The 18,467-nt window shown below is 67.4% G+C and carries 13 protein-coding genes; 6 read left to right on the plus strand and 7 right to left on the minus strand.

Going from position 1 to position 18,467, the window contains the following annotated elements:
- Positions 1-3: 3 nt before the first annotated feature.
- The gene (gene hrpA / locus OVA31_RS21765; RefSeq protein WP_267628633.1) at positions 4-3,933 is read right to left on the minus strand and encodes an ATP-dependent RNA helicase HrpA; all 3,930 of its coding nucleotides are present in this window, start codon (positions 3,931-3,933) and stop codon (positions 4-6) included.
- A 61-nt stretch (positions 3,934-3,994) separates the two neighbouring features.
- Here hrpA and OVA31_RS21770 point away from each other — a divergent pair, with 61 nt between their 5' ends.
- Positions 3,995-5,224: an aspartate aminotransferase family protein gene (locus OVA31_RS21770; RefSeq protein WP_267628634.1), complete on the plus strand. Its 1,230-nt coding sequence runs from the start codon at positions 3,995-3,997 to the stop codon at positions 5,222-5,224.
- Between the two features lie 72 nt (positions 5,225-5,296).
- Here OVA31_RS21770 and OVA31_RS21775 read toward each other — a convergent pair whose 3' ends face one another.
- Together OVA31_RS21775 and OVA31_RS21780 are read right to left on the minus strand one after the other, a co-directional pair.
- Positions 5,297-5,830 (minus strand): alkyl hydroperoxide reductase, encoded by a 534-nt coding sequence (locus OVA31_RS21775; protein WP_267628635.1) that lies wholly within the window; start codon positions 5,828-5,830, stop codon positions 5,297-5,299.
- An 11-nt stretch (positions 5,831-5,841) separates the two neighbouring features.
- Positions 5,842-6,429, minus strand: a complete 588-nt coding sequence (locus OVA31_RS21780; protein ID WP_267628636.1) for a peroxiredoxin — start codon at positions 6,427-6,429, stop codon at positions 5,842-5,844.
- A 110-nt stretch (positions 6,430-6,539) separates the two neighbouring features.
- Between OVA31_RS21780 and OVA31_RS21785 the strand changes: the two genes are divergently transcribed.
- Positions 6,540-7,496 carry a hydrogen peroxide-inducible genes activator gene (locus tag OVA31_RS21785; RefSeq protein ID WP_267631646.1) on the plus strand — a complete coding sequence of 319 codons (957 nt, stop codon included), beginning with the start codon at positions 6,540-6,542 and terminating at the stop codon, positions 7,494-7,496.
- A 200-nt stretch (positions 7,497-7,696) separates the two neighbouring features.
- Here OVA31_RS21785 and OVA31_RS21790 read toward each other — a convergent pair whose 3' ends face one another.
- From OVA31_RS21790 to OVA31_RS21800, 3 genes are read right to left on the minus strand one after another with little or no spacing between them, the layout of a single operon-like run.
- Positions 7,697-8,131: a nitroreductase family deazaflavin-dependent oxidoreductase gene (locus OVA31_RS21790; RefSeq protein WP_267628637.1), complete on the minus strand. Its 435-nt coding sequence runs from the start codon at positions 8,129-8,131 to the stop codon at positions 7,697-7,699.
- 29 nt (positions 8,132-8,160) lie between these two features.
- Positions 8,161-10,266 carry a DEAD/DEAH box helicase gene (locus tag OVA31_RS21795; protein WP_267628638.1) on the minus strand — a complete coding sequence of 702 codons (2,106 nt, stop codon included), beginning with the start codon at positions 10,264-10,266 and terminating at the stop codon, positions 8,161-8,163.
- Positions 10,263-11,261: a PAC2 family protein gene (locus OVA31_RS21800; protein WP_267628639.1), complete on the minus strand. Its 999-nt coding sequence runs from the start codon at positions 11,259-11,261 to the stop codon at positions 10,263-10,265. Before OVA31_RS21800 ends, OVA31_RS21795 begins: the two co-directional genes overlap by 4 nt.
- Before the next feature lie 187 nt (positions 11,262-11,448).
- On the opposite strand from OVA31_RS21800, the gene OVA31_RS21805 reads away from it, so the two are divergent.
- Positions 11,449-12,138: a hypothetical protein gene (locus OVA31_RS21805; RefSeq protein ID WP_267628640.1), complete on the plus strand. Its 690-nt coding sequence runs from the start codon at positions 11,449-11,451 to the stop codon at positions 12,136-12,138.
- 150 nt (positions 12,139-12,288) lie between these two features.
- On the plus strand, positions 12,289-13,404 hold the full coding sequence (locus OVA31_RS21810; RefSeq protein ID WP_267628641.1) for a DUF4192 domain-containing protein: 1,116 nt from the start codon (positions 12,289-12,291) through the stop codon (positions 13,402-13,404).
- 4 nt (positions 13,405-13,408) lie between these two features.
- Here OVA31_RS21810 and OVA31_RS21815 read toward each other — a convergent pair whose 3' ends face one another.
- Positions 13,409-14,092 (minus strand): metal-dependent transcriptional regulator, encoded by a 684-nt coding sequence (locus OVA31_RS21815; RefSeq protein WP_267628642.1) that lies wholly within the window; start codon positions 14,090-14,092, stop codon positions 13,409-13,411.
- A 161-nt stretch (positions 14,093-14,253) separates the two neighbouring features.
- On the opposite strand from OVA31_RS21815, the gene OVA31_RS21820 reads away from it, so the two are divergent.
- Both OVA31_RS21820 and OVA31_RS21825 read left to right on the plus strand, forming a co-directional pair.
- A complete protein-coding gene (locus OVA31_RS21820) occupies positions 14,254-15,519 on the plus strand; it encodes an acetoin utilization protein AcuC (protein WP_267628643.1) in 1,266 nt (421 codons plus the stop codon).
- 34 nt (positions 15,520-15,553) lie between these two features.
- Positions 15,554-18,466, plus strand: coding sequence for a GNAT family N-acetyltransferase (locus OVA31_RS21825; protein WP_267628644.1), 2,913 nt, complete (start codon positions 15,554-15,556; stop codon positions 18,464-18,466).
- The last annotated feature ends 1 nt before the right edge of the window (position 18,467 follow it).

The raw sequence follows: 18,467 nt of genomic DNA on the forward strand, positions 1-18,467 counted from the left end.
CGCTCAATGGAACACGTCCAGTGCGCGCATCGCCCGCTTCTCGGAGATCGGATAGGCGGTACCGAGTCGCTGCGAGAAGAGACCGACCCGGAGTTCCTCGACCATCCAATGGGCATACTCGTTGAAGGCATCGCGCCGGCCGACGGGGAGCTGCGCGACTCGCTGATTCCAGTGTGCGATCACCCGGTCGACCGCGGCGAGGGCATCGCGATCGCGGGTCGTTGATCCCATGAGATCGGCCAATCGATTCTCCGCCGCCTGGAGATAGCGAGGGATCTCGGTGAGATGTCTGCGTGGGGTCGCGGCCACGAATCCGTCGAAGACGAGGTTCTCCAGTTGCTCGGCCACGTCGTCGGCAGCGACGGACCCGCTGTCCTGGTCGATCTCCGATCGGAGGGGGGCGAGATGCCGGAGAATGTCCGTGGCGAGCGCGAAATACTCAGGGGCCGCGTCGGTCACAGTCGTTCTGAGGTCATCGCGGAGCCGCGCGAACTGGCCGGGCGTCCGGATGACGGTGAGGTCTCGGGTGGCCACGGCGTCACGGACCGCGCGCCGGGTGCAATCGGCCGGCAGATCGTCGGGTCGTCGATACGGGCTCTGACTCAGCGCCAGCCGTCCGGCCGGGTCGAGGGTTCCGGTGATCTTCTTGGGGAGCGTCGGGATCGTCGTCTCCAACAACACGATCACCGCGTCGGTCAGCTTGCGGTCGCGTTCGGCCGCGGTGACGGACTCGGTCCGCGTGACACCGGTTGCCCGTCCAGCGTCGTCCCGCACGACGTCGAGTCCCGGATAGCGGGTGATCGTCTGGCCGGCAACCGTTGTGGTGGTGGTGTCGGGTAGATCGCCGATGCCATCGTCGGTCCAGGAGGTGTGGACGGCGCGGGGACGTGAGGTGTCGTCGTGCCCGGCGAAACCCTTCTTCAGGTCGGCCAGTGACTTGCCACTCGCGACCACCGTCCCGGCGCGGTCGGTGACGGCGAAGTTCATCGTCAGATGGGCAGGGACGCGATCGAGGGAGAAGTCACCCGGGGACACGGTCATGCCGGTGATCGAGGTGAGCTCGCGGGACAGACCGGTCACCAGTGGCTCCGACCGGGGTGTCAATCGCGAGACCGCGAGGTCGGCGAAACGCTGGGCGGGTGCCATCGACTTGCGCAGGGCCTTGGGCAGTGATTTGACGAGCTCGGTGGCGAGTTCGGAGCGCAGGCCCGGGACCGACCAGTCGAAGCCTGCGGGTCGTACGTGATCGAGTAGCGGCCGGGGGATCACGACGGTGACCCCGTCGTCGGGAGCTCCTGGCTCGAACCGGTAGCGCAGTTCCAGGCGGGTCTCGCCCTGCTGCCAGGCTCCGGGAAAGTCGGTGTCGGCCACCGTGACATCGGCCGCCACATCCTCCGGCTTCAGATCGAGCAGGTCCGGATGCTCTCGGCGCGTCTTCTTCCACCAGGTGTCGAAATGCCGCGCCGACACGACGTCGGCGCCGACCCGGGCATCGTAGAACTCGAAGAGCTGTTGCTCGCTGATCACCAGATCGCGACGACGCGCGCGATGCTCGACGTCGGCGGCCGCCTCGAGGAGATCCCGATTGCGGTGGAAGAACACATGATCGGTGCGCCAGTCGCCCTCGACCAGGGCGTGGCGGATGAACATCTCCCGTGAGGTCGGCGGATCGATCGCGCCGTAGGGAACGCGTCGCTGGGCGACGAGGGTGACCCCGTAGAGAGTAACCCGCTCGTAGGCCATCGCCGACGCGCGCTTGGCCGACCAGTGCGGCTCGCTGTACGACCGGCGGACGAGGTCGCCCGCGAGTTTCTCGGCCCAGAGCGGATCGATGCCGGCGACGGTGTGCGCGAACAGCCGTGAGGTCTCGAGGATCTCAGCGGCCATGATGAAGGGAGGTGGTTTACGGGCGAGCGACGAGCCGGGGAAGATCGCCAGCGATGTGTTTCGGGCACCGATGTAGTCGCGTGAATCGCCCTGGCGGACTGCGATGTTGCCCAGCAGTCCGGACAGGATCGAACGGTGGATGGCGTCGGCGTCGCGTGGCGACGCGGTGGCGGTCCAATCGAGGTCGGAGACGATCCGTGACAACTGGCGATGGAGTTCCTGCCATTCCCGGATTCGCAGGAAGTGGAGGAACTCGCTCTCACACATCCGTCGGAACCGATTACCGGACAACTCCTGTCGCCGATCGTTCAGATACTCCCAGAGCTCGAGATACGAGAGGAACTCCGAACCCGGCACCGCGAACCGTCGATGCGAGGTGCCGGCGGCCTCGCGATGTTCCGCAGGCCGTTCGCGCACATCTGGCACCGACAACGCCGCGGCGATCACCAGGACGTGGTCGAGACACCCGAGTTCGTGTGCGGAGATCAGCATCCGTGCCAGACGGGGATCCACCGGTATCCGGGCCATGTCACGCCCGATCCGGGTGAGGACCGGCTCGTGATCGTCGCGAGCGGTCTCACGGATCGCGCCGAGCTCGGTGAGCACGGCCATGCCGTCACGGATGGCGCGCGCGTCGGGCGGCTGCACGAAGGGGAATGCCGACACGTCACCGATGTGCAGGGCGGCCATCTGGAGGATCACCGCGGCGAGATTGGTCCGCAGGATCTCTGGGTCGGTGAACGCGGGGCGGTTGTCGAAATCCTCCTCGGAGTACAGGCGGATGCAGATGCCCGGTGCGACACGGCCACAGCGCCCGGCCCGCTGCCGGGCGGAGGCCTGGGAGATCGGCTCGATGGGAAGTCGGTTCACCTTCGACCGTGTTGAGTAGCGCGAGATGCGGGCGGTGCCCGTGTCGATGACGTAGCGGATACCCGGAACGGTCAGCGACGTCTCGGCGACGTTGGTGGCGAGGACGATCCGCCGCCCGCTCGACGGCGCGAAGACGCGTTGCTGGTCGGCGATCGACAGCCGCGCGAAGAGCGGGACGATCTCGGCACCCGACGCGACACGATGGCGCAACGCGTCCGCGGTCTCGCGGATGTCCCGTTCGGTCGGCAGGAACACCAGGATGTCGCCGGTGCGGTGCGACGACCACAGGTCGCCGACGGCCTGGTCGACGGCTTGGACCTGATCGAGGTCGCGATGATCGGAATCGGGATCCCGGTCGTCCCCGAACGGCCGGTATCGGACCTCGACGGGATACGCACGCCCGGACACCTCCAGGATGGGCACGTCACCGGTGAGCCGGTTGCCGCCCGCGGGTTCGTCGGATGCGAAGTGCCGCGCGAACCGATCGGGCTCGATGGTCGCCGAGGTGATGATGACCTTGAGGTCGGGACGGCGTGGCAGCAGTTGCTTCAGGTACCCGAGGATGAAGTCGATATTGAGGCTGCGTTCGTGGGCTTCGTCGATGATGAGCGTGTCGTAGGGGCGCAGCAGGGGGTCGGTACCGATCTCACGGAGCAGGATTCCGTCGGTCATCACCTTGACCAGGGTGTTTGCGCCGGCCCGGTCGGTGAACCGCACCGAGTATCCGATCGCCTGGCCGATCTCGCTGTCGGTTTCGTCGGCGATGCGGCGCGCGACCGAACTCGCGGCTATCCGCCGTGGCTGGGTGTGACCGATGGCGCCCCGGATGCCGCGACCGAGTTCGAGACAGATCTTGGGTAGCTGGGTGGTCTTGCCCGAACCGGTCTCACCGGCGATCACCACCACCTGATGATCGGCGATGGCGGCGGCGATCTCGTCGCGGGCCGCCGACACCGGCAGGTCCGGCGGGAAGGTGATCGTCGGAACCGTCGCACGCCGACGATCGACGCGGTGCGTTGCGGCGTCGACGTCGGCGGCCAGCTTGTCCCAGGCCGCCTGTTTCGGTGAGCGACCGAGTTTGTCGAGTCGTCGGCGCAGACGGTGAGCGTCGAGGATGGTCACGTCGGCGAGGCGGTCACTGAGCGCTCGTCGGTCCTCTGCGGTCGGAACGGGCATGATCGGTCCAGGATATGGGGTCGACGGAGGTGACCCGACGCACGCCCGGCATGATTGGGGCATGGCTGGTTCACTGTGGCACGGTTTCGCCGATATGGGTTCGGTCTCCACCAAGGGGCCGTTCGTGGTCACCCGCGGACAAGGAACACGGATCTGGGATGCCTCCGGACGCGAGTACCTCGACGCGACCGCGGGTCTCTGGTTCACCAACATCGGCCACGGCCGAACCGAGGTGGCACAGGCCGTCGCGGATCAGCTCGGTCGGCTGGCGCACTACTCCGGGTTCGGCGACATCACCGCCGATGTGACGGCGGATCTCGCCGAGCGTCTCGCCGCGATCGCCCCGGTTCCCGACAGCAAGATCTTCTTCACCTCGGGTGGCAGTGACTCTGTCGACACGGCGGCGAAGCTGGCCCGGCGCTACTGGCACGAGCAGGGCAGGCCGGAGAAGAACATCATCGTCGGTCGCACCAAGGCTTACCACGGCATGCACGTGGCGGGAACGGCGCTCGCGGGCATCCCGGTGAACCGCGAAGGCTACGGCGAACTCATGCCCGACGCCGAGTCGGTGGAGTGGGACAACGCGAAGAGTCTCCTCGGCCTCATCGAGCGCCTGGGCGCCGATCGTATCGCGGCGTTCTTCTGCGAGCCGATCATCGGTGCCGGCGGGATCTACCTGCCTCCGGAGGGGTACCTCGCCGAGGTGCGTCAGATCTGCCGCGACCACGACGTGTTGTTCGTCGCCGACGAGGTGGTCACCGGATTCGGACGCATCGGTGGAGATTCCTGGTTCGCGTCGTCCCGTTTCGACCTCGCGCCCGACATGATGACGACGGCCAAGGGCCTCACGTCCGGATACGTGCCGATGGGTGCGGTGTTCATCGCTCCCCACATCGCCGAACCGTTCTTCGCGGGCGGGGTGTGGTGGCGCCACGGCTACACCTACGGCGGGCACGCCGGTGCCGCCGCGGCCGCGATGGCTAACCTCGACATCATCGAGCGTGAGGGCCTGCTGGGCGAGGCGACCCGGTTGGAAGGCGATCTGGCGCAAGCTCTCTCGCCATTGGCCGATCTCGATTCGGTGTCCGAGGTCCGCACCGGCCTCGGCGCGGTCACCGCGGTCCAGCTGGCCGATCCCGCGCAGGCGGTGCCGATGGTCGGCAGACTGCGCGAGCACGGCGTCAGCGGCCGTGCCGCGGGCCAGGGTGCGCTGCAGATCTCGCCGGCCTTCGTGATGACCACCGACGAGGTCGGAGAGCTCGCCGACCGGATGCGGGCCGCGCTGGCCTGATCCAGGGACAACCGAATCTGCCCCCGGCCCTCCGTTTCGGAGGGTCGGGGGCAGATCTGTGTGCGGGGTCGGTCAGACCGTAGCGAGCACTTCGGTGGTCGCGATCGCCTGGGCGACACCGGCAACGATCGAGGCGACCTTGAGGGCCTCGAAGATCGCCTCGCGATCGACGCCTGCCTCGCGCAGGGTGTTCTCGTGAGCGCCGACGCAATGCTCACAACCGTTGATCGACGACACCGCGAAGGACCACAGCTCGAACAGCGCCTTGTCCACCCCGGGGTTGCCGATGATGTTCATCCGCAGACCGGGACGCAGGTCGTCGTACTTGCCCTCGAGGAAGCCGCGGCCACGGTAGAAGACGTTGTTCATCCCCATGATCGACGTAGCCCCGAGCGCGGCGTTGTACGCCTCGGCGGACAGCGTGTCGGCGGCCTCGTCGGCGATCTCGGCCAGCACCTTGGCATTACGCGTCGCGGCCGCGGTCGACAGCAGGGTGCCCCACAGCTGCTCTTCGTTGAGCGCCGTGGTCCGGCTGATCGAACCCAGATTCAGTTTGAGGTCTTTGGCGTACTCGGGCAGTGCTTCCTTGAGATTCTCGATGCTCATGCGGTCTCCTCTCAGACGCTCGCGGTCAGCAGCTCGCCTGCGTCGATGGTCGGATCGCCCTTTTTCCAGTTGCAGGCGCACAGCTCGTCGGACTGCAGGGCGTCGAGGACACGGAGCACCTCGTCGACGTTGCGGCCGACCGAACCGGCGGTCACGGAGACGAACTGGATCTCGTTGTTGGGATCGATGATGAACGTGGCCCGGTCGGCCACCCCGTCCGCGTTGAGAACACCTGCCGCGGAAGCAAGTTCGCGCTTGAGGTCGCTCAGCATGGGGAAGGGGAGGGTTTTGAGATCCTCGTGTTGCGCCCGCCACTGGAAGTGGACGAACTCGTTGTCGACCGAAGCGCCGAGCACCTGCGCGTCACGGTCGGCGAACTCGTCGTTCAGCTTGCCGAAGGCAGCGATCTCCGTGGGGCACACGAAAGTGAAGTCCTTGGGCCAGAAGAAGACGATCCGCCACTTCCCGGGGTGATCGTCGCTGGTGACCGTGGTGAAGTAGTCGTCCGGCTTCTGGGCGTCGACCTTGGACAGGTCACCCCCGATGACCGCGGTGAGGTGGTAGGCGGGGAACTGGTCGCCGATGGTCAGCAAAGCCACTCTGTTTCGCTCCTTGGGGTTTCGATCAGCGTCGGGTGCGTCATACGAGGACGCGGATTCGTCGTCAGACATGCACCATCGTGCCGGAATATCGGCAAGAGCGAAACGTGATGATACGCACTATATTGATAGGCATGGCCAATAAAAGTCATCAACCGTCCGCGACCGCTCTGCGGGCATTCGTCGCGGTCGCGCACCGGCGTCATTTCGGTTCTGCGGCAGACGATCTCGGGGTGAGCCAACCGACGTTGTCGCAAGCGCTCGCCGGTCTCGAGGCCGGACTCGGACTGCAGCTCGTCGAGCGGACGACGAGGCGTGTCTTCCTGACTCCGGAGGGGGAGAGGTTGCTGCCCAGGGCAATCGCCGCCGTGGATGCGATCGATGACCTGCTCGCCGAGGCGTCGGGAAACGGGAACCCGCTCGCCGGGCCGATGCGGGTCGGTCTGATACCGACGGTCGCCCCGTACATCCTTCCGGCAGTGCTTCGCGGTGTTGCAGAACGTATTCCGGAGCTACGAATCCAGGTGGTGGAAGACCAGACCTTGCGACTGCTGCGACAGTTGAGAGACGGGTCACTCGACGTGGCCATCATGGCGTTGCCCACGAATGAACGGGGGATGATCGAGGTCCCGCTGTACACAGAGGATTTCGTCCTGGCGCTGCCGGCCGCTCATCCACTCGCGGGGCGACGCAGGGTGGACCCGGCGTCGCTCGCCGACCTGCCGTTGCTCCTGCTCGACGAAGGCCATTGCCTCCGGGATCAGGCGCTGGAGGTGTGCCGGCTCGCGGGCGTACGACCGGACGTCGGACAGACCCGGGCGGCATCCCTGGCGACCGCGGTGCAATGTGTGGAAGGTGGTCTGGGGGTGACACTGATCCCGCAGACCGCGGTGGCGGTCGAGACCGGCGGCGGTCATCTGGCCACCGCAACCTTTGCGCGGCCCCGTCCGGGTCGGCAGGTGGGCCTGGTGTACCGCGAGTCGGCCCGTCGAGCCGAAGCGTTTCACACGCTCGCGGACGTCATTGCCGATCTGGTGGTCGCGACCGGTACTGTGCGTCGCGGCTGATCACCGCCGACAGCAACCGAACTTGCGCCGAGAGCATCAGGTCGCCCGGTAACGCTGGGGTCGACCGGTTGCTGTCGCCGAAATCGCCGTTGCTCTCGGCGAAGAACGCGTTGCTGTCGACGCGATATCGGTTGCTGTCGACGAAGAACAGGTTGCTGTCGGCGGGATTCCGGTTGCCGTCGGCGCGGGGTCGAGTCAGTTCAGCGGGGTTCGAGCACGAACACCGGGATGACGCGGTCGGTCTTGGTCTGGTACCCGGCATAGTCGGGCCAGGCCTCGACGGCACGGGCCCACCAGGTCTCACGTTCTTCGCCGGAGACCTCGCGCGCGGTGTAATCGCCGACGTGCTCCCCGTCGCGGAGTTCGACATGCGGTTCGGCGACGAGGTTCCAGTACCAGACCGGGTGCTTGGGGGCCCCGCCGAGCGAGGCCACGACCGCGTAGTCGCCGTCGTGTTCGACCCGCATGAGTGGCGTCTTGCGCAGCTTGCCCGATTTGCGGCCGACCGAGGTGAGGATCACGACGGGTTTCCCCTTCATCGTGGTCGCGGCGGTGCCGTTCGACCCCTCGTATTCGCGGACCTGATCCGTGGCCCAATCCGCCGGGCTGGGTTCGTATTCTCCGGTGAGTGGCATATCTCCTCCAACGTGGTCGGTGGACCCGACTATTCCATACCCGCCTGGCTGAGTTGCTCCCATTCGTCGACCAGGCTGGAGTCGACCTCGCGGACCATCGCCCCGACCCGGTCGGTGATCTCGACGACCTCCGGGGTGCTGACCGCAGTCGGAAGGCCTTGTCTCAGAACTCGATAGCAATCGGACAGGTATCGCAGGAGAACTCCCTCGCTGCGGGCCAATCCGTATTGGGAGATGAGTTCGGTGAACGTCATCGACCGCTCGAGCATCTCGCGGAGCACCGACTTCGGCGACGGCGGATACGACGACACCCAGGGATGTCCGCGACGGTAGACGCCGAACGCGAACTCGATCTCATCGGCGAGCGGTCGGGGCCAGGTGATCTCCTCGAGCCGGGCCATACGCTCCTCGTACTCGACGCCGTCCGACTTCATCTCGGCGATCGCCGCGTCGCGCGCGACCTTGCGTTGTGCGAACAGCAGCGGTCGCGGATCCTCGAGCGTCGACTCGAGGATCGAGAGCACATCCAGTGAGTATGTTTCGGAGTCGGGGTCGAGGATCTCGAATGCGGCCAACGCGAACGACGAGAGTGGATTGGTGAGGGCGAAGTTCTCCGGCATGTCCACCGACATCGCGACATTCTTGCCGTCTGCGTCGGGAGCATCGAGCTGGACGACGATGCCGGAGTCGCGAAGTCCTCGATACAGCTCGATGGTGTGCCGGATGTGGCGGAGTTGCCGGTTGCGCGGCTCGTGGTTCTCCTCGAGGAGATGCCGCAGCGCCACGAAACAGTCACCGGGCCGTGCCAGTACCTCCATCAGGATTGCCGTGGTCATCCGGAAATGCGACCGCAGGGGCTCGTCGGGTGCATCGATGAGTTGGGTGAAGGTCTTCTCGCCCCAGGACACGAAACCCTCCGGCGGTTTCTTCCGGACCAGTTTGCGGAGTTTCTTGGGATCGTCGCCCGCCTTTGCCACCGCCCGCGCGTTGTCGACGTCGTGCTCGGGCGCCTGGACCACCACATAGCCGACGCTGTCGAATCCGGCGCGGCCCGCTCGCCCGGCGATCTGGTGGAATTCACGCGCGCGAAGACGTCGGACCCGGGTGCCGTCGTACTTGCTCAACCCCGCGAACAGCACGGTGCGGATGGGCACGTTGATGCCGACTCCGAGGGTATCGGTACCGGCGACGACCTTGAGAAGTCCTTGTTGCGCAAGACGTTCCACGAGCCGACGGTAACGCGGCAGCATACCCGCGTGGTGCACCCCGATGCCGGACCGCAGGAGTTTGGACAGTGTCGCACCGAAGCCGGTGTGGAAGCGGAAATCGCCGATGGCCTCGGCGATGAGTGCCTTCTCGGCCTTGTCGGCGATCTTGGCCGACAACAGTGCCTGGGCACGTTCCACCGCGGAGGCCTGGGTGAAGTGCACCACGTAGACGGGCGCGCGTCCCGCGGAGATCAGGTTCTCGATGGTCTCGTGAATCGGCGTCATCGCGTACGTGTGCTCGAGCGGCACCGGCCGATCGGTACCGGTGATCGCCGACGTCGGGCGTCCGGTGCGCCGCTGCAGGTCGTCGACGAAGAATGAGACGTCACCAAGCGTCGCCGACATCAACAGGAACTGCGTGTGCGGAAGTTCGATGAGAGGCACCTGCCACGCCCAGCCCCGATCGGCCTCGCCGTAGTAATGGAACTCGTCGGCGACGAGAGTGCCGATGTCGCTGCGCGATCCGTCCCGGAGTGCGAGATTCGCGACGATCTCGGCCGTGGCACACACGATCGGGGCATCGGCGTTGACGGCGGCGTCACCGGTGACCAGGCCAACCGACGCCGCGCCGAACATCGCACACAACTCGAAGAACTTCTCGCTCACCAACGCCTTGATGGGTGCCGTGTAGTACACCCGCTCGCCGCGGCAACGCGCGAAATGGATCGCGCCGGCAGCGACGAGGGATTTGCCGGACCCGGTGGGAGTCGCCAGGATCACATTGCTGCCGGCGACGAGTTCGAGAAGAGACTCTTCCTGGTGCGGGTAGAGCTCGATGCCGCGGTCATTCCACCAGTCGGTGAACGTCTCGAATGCGGTGTCCTCGTCGGCGACCGGGGTCAGGACCGACCCCGGTGCCGCGCTCACATCGGGGATGGGGGACCGCCTGCACCGTCGTCCGGGGCACCCGGATCGCCGCCATCTGGATTACCGCTGTCGCGAACCTGCTCCGCGAGGAAGCGTTCGAGTTCGGCACCGAGTTCGTCACCGCTCGGGAGGTCCTCTTCCGCTGCCAGCAAGGACGCTCGTTCCTGCTGGGCCTGCGTGAAGGTGTCGTACTGCGTCTCGAGCGCCGCCACGACCGACTCGATCTCGGCGTTGCCCGACACCTCGTTGTCGACCTGTAGACGGACCTTCTCCGCTGCGTTCTCCAGGGCGGCGACCGGCAACTGCAGGCCGGTCAGCTCGCCGACGGCGTCGAGCAGCCGGGCGGAGGCCGCCGGGTAGTCGGTCTGCGACAAGTAGTGCGGTACGTGGACGGACAGGCCCGCGGCGCGGTGATCGTGTTCACCCATCCGCAATTCCAGCAACATCGACGCGCTGGCCGGGAGCTTCATCTCCGATCCCCAGCGCGGGAGGTCGCCGAGCCGGTCCGGGTCGTCGCCGTGTGCGGTGATCGACGGCGGGCGGGTGTGCGGGACGGCCATCGGGATGGCGTTGAGACCGATGACGTCGGTCACCCCGAAGCGCTCGGCAAGCCGGCGCACCGCCTCGACGAACTGTTCCCAGCGCAGGTCGGGCTCCGAACCGGCGAGCAAGAGAAACGGTCGGCCCGCGGTGTCGCGGATCGCATGCATCGTCAGTGACGGCATCTCCACATCGGTGAACTTGTCGCCGCTGAAGGTGATCGTCGGTCGGCGCGACCGGTAATCGATCAACTCATCGGTGGAAAATGTCGCAACCAGTTCGGAATCGAACGCATCGCGCAGATGCCGTGCTGCCAGCGCGACAGCGTGTCCTGCGTCCGCAAACCCCTCGAGGGCGTGGAGCAGCACCGGTCCGGTGCCCTCGTCGTTCGAGACCTGGGGCGCGGGGAACTCCAGCGAGTACAGCGAACTGTTCTCGGCGGGCCGCTCGTCCATGGGTCGTCCCTCCTCGTCGTGTGTCTGTCGATTCTCTCGCATCGGCGCCCGGCAGGGCCAATTTCGCAGATCGATGCGGTATTCATTGGTGTCAACACGCCGGTGCCGGTCGCGATTCCCGCCCGGCCGGATTCGCCGGGGTGTCGGTGCGCCGGGCCTGCGCTCGTCGATGGCACAGTAGGCCCTTGTGACCACAACCAAGAGGCACCAGATACGACGTCCCGTCGTGCTCGCCCCGATGCTGGTCGGGACGGCGATTCTCGTGGCTTCCGGGTGCACGGTGGACGGACAGGGGGTCGCCGGAGCGGCCGATCTCTCCGGCGACTCGGTGGCGGCATCGGATTTCCCCGGCGGTTCGGCGAGTCGGGTGCCGGCACCCGCGGTGCCTGCCGCCCTCGCCGACATCACCGGCCGTCCGCTCCACGGATCGGTGACGCCGCCGCAGTGCACACCCGCCGGCCTGCCCGCCGATGGTGCGGCGGTGTTGGTCGGTCCGGATCCCGACGATTCGACCGCGACCTTCACCTCCGCGGTCACCCGAGCGGGCACGTCGCTCGCCGACGTGACCACGCGGGCCAGGAATTGCCCACGGGTGCTCTCCGGTTCGGCCCCGACCGCGACGTCGCTGGTGACCGTCCAGGTCCTCAAGGCCCCCAAAGCGCAGTCGATCGACACCGCGGGTCTGCGTCGGCAGATCGCGACGGGCAATGTCGGGTCGTCGGCGCTGACGACCGGGACCACCACCCTGATGGCCCAGCGCAGCGGGGTGCGGGTCACCGTCGAATACCGGCATCAGGGCGCGGAGCCGATGTCGGCACGAGAGAGCGATCAACTCGCGTCACTCTTCGACAAGGCGGTCGACGCGGCCTTCGGCTGACTCGAGGACCGTCGATCGCAGGATGCGCCTGTCGCATCGTGCCTGCGTGATCTGTGGATTTTCGCGGAGGTGTGGACAACCTCGTGTCAACCGGCGGTCGCGGGGGTCGGCGGCGGCAGATGTGCCGGCGGTGCAGCCGACGATGACCGCATGTCTGCATCCATTGATTCCCGGTCCCTGTCATCATCTGCACTGCTGACGGCCGTGCCGGGTCTGCTCGGCTTCATCCCCGATCGTTCCTTCATCCTGATCGCATTCGGCGACGACCCGCACGTGGTCCGGACGGCGATGCGTCACGACCTCGTCCTCGACGAGAGCGGAGAGATCGTCCCGGCCCTGAAATCGGTGTTCGGCGATCTCGCAGAGGTGTGCGTACGCAACGAGATCCGTGATGTCGTCGCCGTCGTCGCCGACGATCGTCACCCGGCAGGCGACGATCGATATCGCCGGATCTGTGCCATCGCCGATCGCCGATTCGCCGAGATCGGCGGGATTGCAGCGGGGTTCGTGGTGCCGGAGTTCACCGACGGGGCGCGTTGGCAGCGGATCTGGGACCCACGCCCACCGACTGCCCGGCCGATGTCCACGCCGCCGATCGCACGGTCGGCGTCGCCCCGCGGTCGGCTGGGCAACCCACACACGAGCCCGACCGCCGTTCACCACGCGGTCGCCACGGGCAGGCGGGTGCTCGCCCGCCGCTCGGACATGGTGGCGATGCTCGCGCCTCTCGACCATTGCACCGGTGATCACCGCGACGCGAGCCAGGGCGAGGCCGGCCCCGCGAGCGATGCCGGGCTGCTGCGGGGCGTCGTCGAGCAGGTCATCTCCACGATGCCGACGCCGACGGGCGAGGTGGACCGACCACGCGAGCTCGACTGCGCGACGGTGACGATGCTCGGTACCGCGCTCACCCGGCTGCCGGTCCGGGACGCGGCACTCGCCCTCGCGGTGACCGATCTACGGCATGCCGCCGAGATGTTGTGGCGGGAGCTGGCGCGGCGACTGACCGGCTCGCAGCGGGCGAGTGCGGCAACGCTCCTGGCGCATCTGCACTACATCAACGGGGAGGGAGGATATGCCGGTGTCGCGCTCGACTGCGCGCTTGCGGCCGACCCGGGATGGTCGTTGGCCGTGCTGCTCGACAGCGCGCTCCGCGGCGGCATGCCACCACGGATGCTGCGGGCCATGCTCGACGACAGTTACGAGATCGCGCACTCCCTCGGGGTTCCGATGCCTGCGCCGACACCGGAGCTCGAGGCAGGCTGAACGATCACACCTTGTCGACGAAGACCGAGTGGGCCATCTCCTCGGACAGCTCCAGGCCGTCGTGGCCCGGTGAGTTGACCATCGCCTTCTCACGATTGATCGTGACCGTCACACGGGCATTGGGCACCACGCCTGCATCGCGCAGTTCGCTGATCAACTCATGATCGGACTGGGCGTGTTCGGACAGCCGGCGCACGATCACGACGACGGGGTCACCCTGGGGCAGGTCGGAGAGCCGGGTGGCGCCGTCGGTCAGGGGGGCCTGCTCGGCGCCCAGCAGTTCGAGCCCGGGAATCGGGTTGCCGTAGGGGGAGGTGGTCGGGTTGTCGAGAACGGTCAGCAGTCGCCGCTCGACGTTCTCGCTCATCACGTGCTCCCAGCGGCAGGCCTCCTCGTGGACCTGGTCCCAGGGCATCCCGATGACGTCGACCAGCAGTCGCTCGGCCAGGCGATGCTTGCGCATCACGGCGACGGCCAGGTCACGGCCTCGATCGGTGAGCTCCAGGTGCCGGTCGCCTGCGACATGCAGGAGGCCGTCACGTTCCATCCGGGCCACCGTCTGCGACACGGTCGGACCGCTCTGCTCCAACCGTTCGGCGATGCGTGCGCGGAGGGGGACGATCCCTTCTTCTTCGAGGTCGTAGATCGTCCGCAAGTACATCTCTGTGGTGTCAACCAGATCGTTCACTGTGCGCAGTCCCTTCGTCTAGGCCCAAGGGTACCCTGATCAGGCCATGTGACTTTCGCGCGTGTCGGACGACACGCATCGAGGTGCGACAGCGCGGTACCGCGATGCCGCGCTCGGGACGAAGTGCGTCGGTGGCCATCGGAAGCCACTAGCCTGAGGTCGTGACGCGGACGACGAGCGACGAAGCGGCGGCAGTCATCTGGAGCGAGGATTTCCTGTCCTACAAGTGGGCGCACACCCACCCGATGAACCCTGTCCGCCTCGCCCTGACGATGACGTTGGCGCAGAGCCTCGGAGTGCTCGACGGTGTCGACAGCCGCGCCCCGCTCGACATCGACGACTCGGCACTGACCGTGGTGCACTCGACCGACTACGTCGATGCGGTGCGGGCGGTCGGGTCGGGGACGGCATCTCTCTCGGGGCCGCTGCTCGAGCGGCTCTTCGGGTTGGGGGATTCCGACAATCCGGTGTTCGACGGGATGCACGAGGCCGCCCGGTTGCTCGTCGGCGGCACGCTGGCAGCCGCACAGGCGGTGGCGTCTGGGTCGGTGCGACGGGCGGTGAACATCGGTGGTGGCATGCATCATGCGATGAAGGCGAGGGCGGCCGGCTTCTGCATCTACAACGACTGCGCCATCGCCATCCGGTGGTTGCTCGAGAACGGGTATGACCGGATCGCCTACGTCGACATCGACGCGCACCACGGGGACGGTGTCCAGGTCGAGTTCGCCGCGGACCCGCGGGTACTGACCGTCTCGCTGCACCAGCACCCGGCGACACTGTGGCCCGGAACGGGATGGCCGACCGAGGTGGGTGAGGGTGACGCCCAGGGGTCCGCGGTGAACGTGGCCCTGATGCCGGACGTCACGGATCGATTGTGGCTGCGTGCTTTCCATGCGGTGGTGCCCTCGGTCCTCGAAGAGTTCCGGCCGCAGATCCTGATCAGTCAGTGCGGCGTGGACAGTCATCGCGCCGACCCCCTCACCGATCTGGCGCTGACGGTCGACGGCCAGCGCGCCGCGATGCAGGCGATGCGCGGGTTCGCCGACAAGTACTGCGACGGGCGTTGGATCGCGGTCGGCGGCGGTGGCTACGGCGTCGTGAACGTGGTCCCCCGCAGCTGGGCCCATCTGATCGGGATCGTGCTCGGCCGCGACGTGGACGTCGACACCACGATCGACGAATCGTGGTGTGCCACGGCCGAGCAGATCGCCGAGCAGGTGCACTCCGACTACTCGCAGGCCCCGGTGACGGTGATGGGCGACGGCGGAGATGTCGGCTACGTGTCGTGGGACGGCGACACGGGTCAGGATCCGCCGGAGGGGATCAGCGACTCCGCCCAACGCCAGACCGACCGGGCGATACTCGCCACCCGCCGCGCGGTGTACCCGTTGCACGGTCTCGATCCGGAGGACCCCCGTGACTGATCCGAGTGACGACCAGACCCCATCGAGAAACCCTGTGACGGAATCGAATCCGACGGGCTCCGCGAAACCGGACGTCGCGGCGGAGGCGACCGGGGAGGCGGCCGACCGGCCCCAGCCACGCGAGCCGTGGGACTACCCGCGCCATTGGATCGCCGATGTGCTGGCCTCCGATGGCGGCGTCGTCCACCTGCGACCGATCATCCCCGACGACGCCGATCGCGTGGTCCGGTTCCATGCCGGGCTGTCGGAGCGGACCCGATACATGCGGTACTTCGGGCCGACACCGACGTTGCCGCCGCGCGAGGTGGCGCGTATGACGACGGTCGACTATCAGAAACGTGTCGCGCTGGTCGCGGTCCTCGGGGGCGACATCATCGCGATCGGCCTCTACGAAGGACTCGAGTTCGACGGCAAACCCGAGTCGGCCGAGGTGGCATTCGTGGTCGCCGACGATCACCAGGGTCGTGGGCTCGGCCCCATCCTCCTCGAACATCTGGCCGGGGCGGCGGCGGAGAGTGGCTTCGTCCGTTTCGAGGCGGAGGTACTGAGCGAGAACCCGAACATGGTGGCCGTGTTCCGCGATGCCGGCTACCAGCTGTCGCGAAGCTTCGACGGCAGCACCGTGCACGTCGAGTTCCTGATCGACCCGACCGAAGCATTGCTGTCGGTGCGCAACGCGCGCGAACGCGCCTCCGAGGCGCGCAGTGTCGCCAATCTGCTCCGGCCGTCGTCGGTCGCCGTCATCGGCGCCTCGACCGACCCGAAGAAGGTCGGTAATGCCTTGCTCGCCAACATCATCGCCGGAGGTTTCACCGGCCCGGTGTTCCCGGTCAACGGGCCCGGCCCGGCCGACGACGAGAGCTCAGCGGAGACCGGTGCGCAGGCGGCGCCGCACGGACCGGGCCCGGGTCGGTCCACACCGGCGCAGCGGCGTAGTCACGAGCGTCCGCCGTCGGTGCGCGGCATCCGGGCGTACCCGACCGTGCGTGACATCCCGGATCCGGTGGATCTGGCCGTGGTCGCGGTACCCGCGGCCACCGTCGACGACGTCCTCGACGACTGCCTCGTGAAGGGGGTTCGGACGCTGGTGGTGGTCTCGTCGGGGTTCGGCGAGAGTGGTGAGGCGGGCCTGGAGAGTGAGCACCGACTCCTCGAGCAGGTCCGGGAACACGGCATGAGGCTGGTGGGCCCCAACGCACTCGGTGTGGCCAACAACGAACCGTCGGTGGCGCTCAACGCGACGCTGGCACCGCGCATCCCGGCCGCCGGGCGCGTCGGCTTCTTCTGCCAGTCCGGCGCGTTGGGGATCGCGATCCTGGACACCGCAGCACGCCGCCAGATCGGCCTGTCGACCTTCGTGTCGGCGGGTAACCGCGCGGACGTCTCGGGCAATGACCTGCTCCAGTACTGGGACAGCGACACCGCCACCGACGTGATCCTGCTGTACCTCGAGAGCTTCGGAAATCCGCGCAAGTTCTCGCGGATCGCCCGGCGGGTCTCGCGTTCGAAGCCGATCGTGGCGGTCAAGTCGGGCAAGGGCGCGATGACGGCTGCGCGCGCGGCCCGGTCGTCGGCGGCCAGCCTCGACGACCAGATCGCCCAGATGGTGCTGGAGCAGGCGGGGGTCATCCAGGTCGACACCATCTCCGAACTCTTCGACTGCGCAACGATCTTCGCGTACCAGCCGCTGCCGCGCGGTCCGCGTACCCGCATCATCGGCAACTCGTCGGTGCTGGGCAGCCTGGCCGCGGAGACCGCCCGCGGTGGTGGGCTGGAGGTGACCGAGACGATCGACCTCGGCGCGGGTGCGAGCGAGGACGCGTTCGAGGCCGCGGTGACCGACGCGATGGCCGATCCGTCGGTGGATGCGGTGATCGTCGTGTTCGTCCCACCGGTGGCGGTGGACGCCGACTGGCATGCGCGCGCGCTGATGGCGGCCGCCAACACTCAGATCTCACGTGCCGCAGACGGCGAAGGCGGGCCGGACGCGAACCACCCGAAACCGATCGTGACGACCTTCCTCGCGGTCGAGGGCATTCCGCCCGGCCTGATGAAGCCCGGCGTCAACGGCCTGCCCGACGTCGGGTCGATCCCGTCCTACGGGAGCCCCGAGCGTGCGGCCAATGCGTTGGCCCGCTCGTGGCAGTACGCGCGGTGGCGGGAGCGGCCCGAATCGGAGATCCATCGGCCCGACAACACCGATCCGGGGGCAGCGCGCGGGTACGTCCGGGAGGCGATGGAGGATCTCGTCACCGACGGCGGCGACACCGATTCCGGCCTGACTCTCGGCCATGTCGAGTCGGCGACCGTGCTCGGCTGGTACGGCATCTCGATCGTGCCGTTCCGCGAGGTCACCACCATGCATGAGGCGTCCGCCGCGGGACGCGAACTCGGATTCCCGGTCGCGGTGAAGGCGACCTCCCAGACGTGGCGCGGTCGTCTCGACCGCGAGGGCGCCCGTCTCGACCTCCCCGATGCGACCGCGGTGGTCACCGCCTTCGCCGAGCTCAGCGAGCTGACCGGTGATCAAGTGCTGCACATCCAGAAGATGGCGCCGAAGGGGATCGGGACGATGATCCGGGTGCGCGACGACCGTTCGTTCGGATCGCTGATCTCGTTCGGGCTGTCGGGGCGGACGTTCGATCTGCTGGGAGACCACGGATACCGGGCCATCCCGCTGTCGGCGCTCGATGCATCGGAACTGATCGACGAACCGCGGTCGTCGGCACTGCTGCGGGGATATGCCGGCGAACCGCCGGTGGACCGCACGGCGCTCGCCGATCTCCTCCTGCGGATCTCGACGCTCGTCGAGGACATCCCCGAGGTCCGTGAGGTGGTCCTCGACCCCATCCTGGCCTCTCCGGACGGCGCCGCGGTGCTCACGGCCCTGATACGTGTCGGTCCGGTGCCCACACGAGCGGACACCGGACCGAGACGATTGGGTTAGA

The organism is Gordonia sp. SL306, assembly GCF_026625785.1.
GTDB lineage: Bacteria > Actinomycetota > Actinomycetes > Mycobacteriales > Mycobacteriaceae > Gordonia.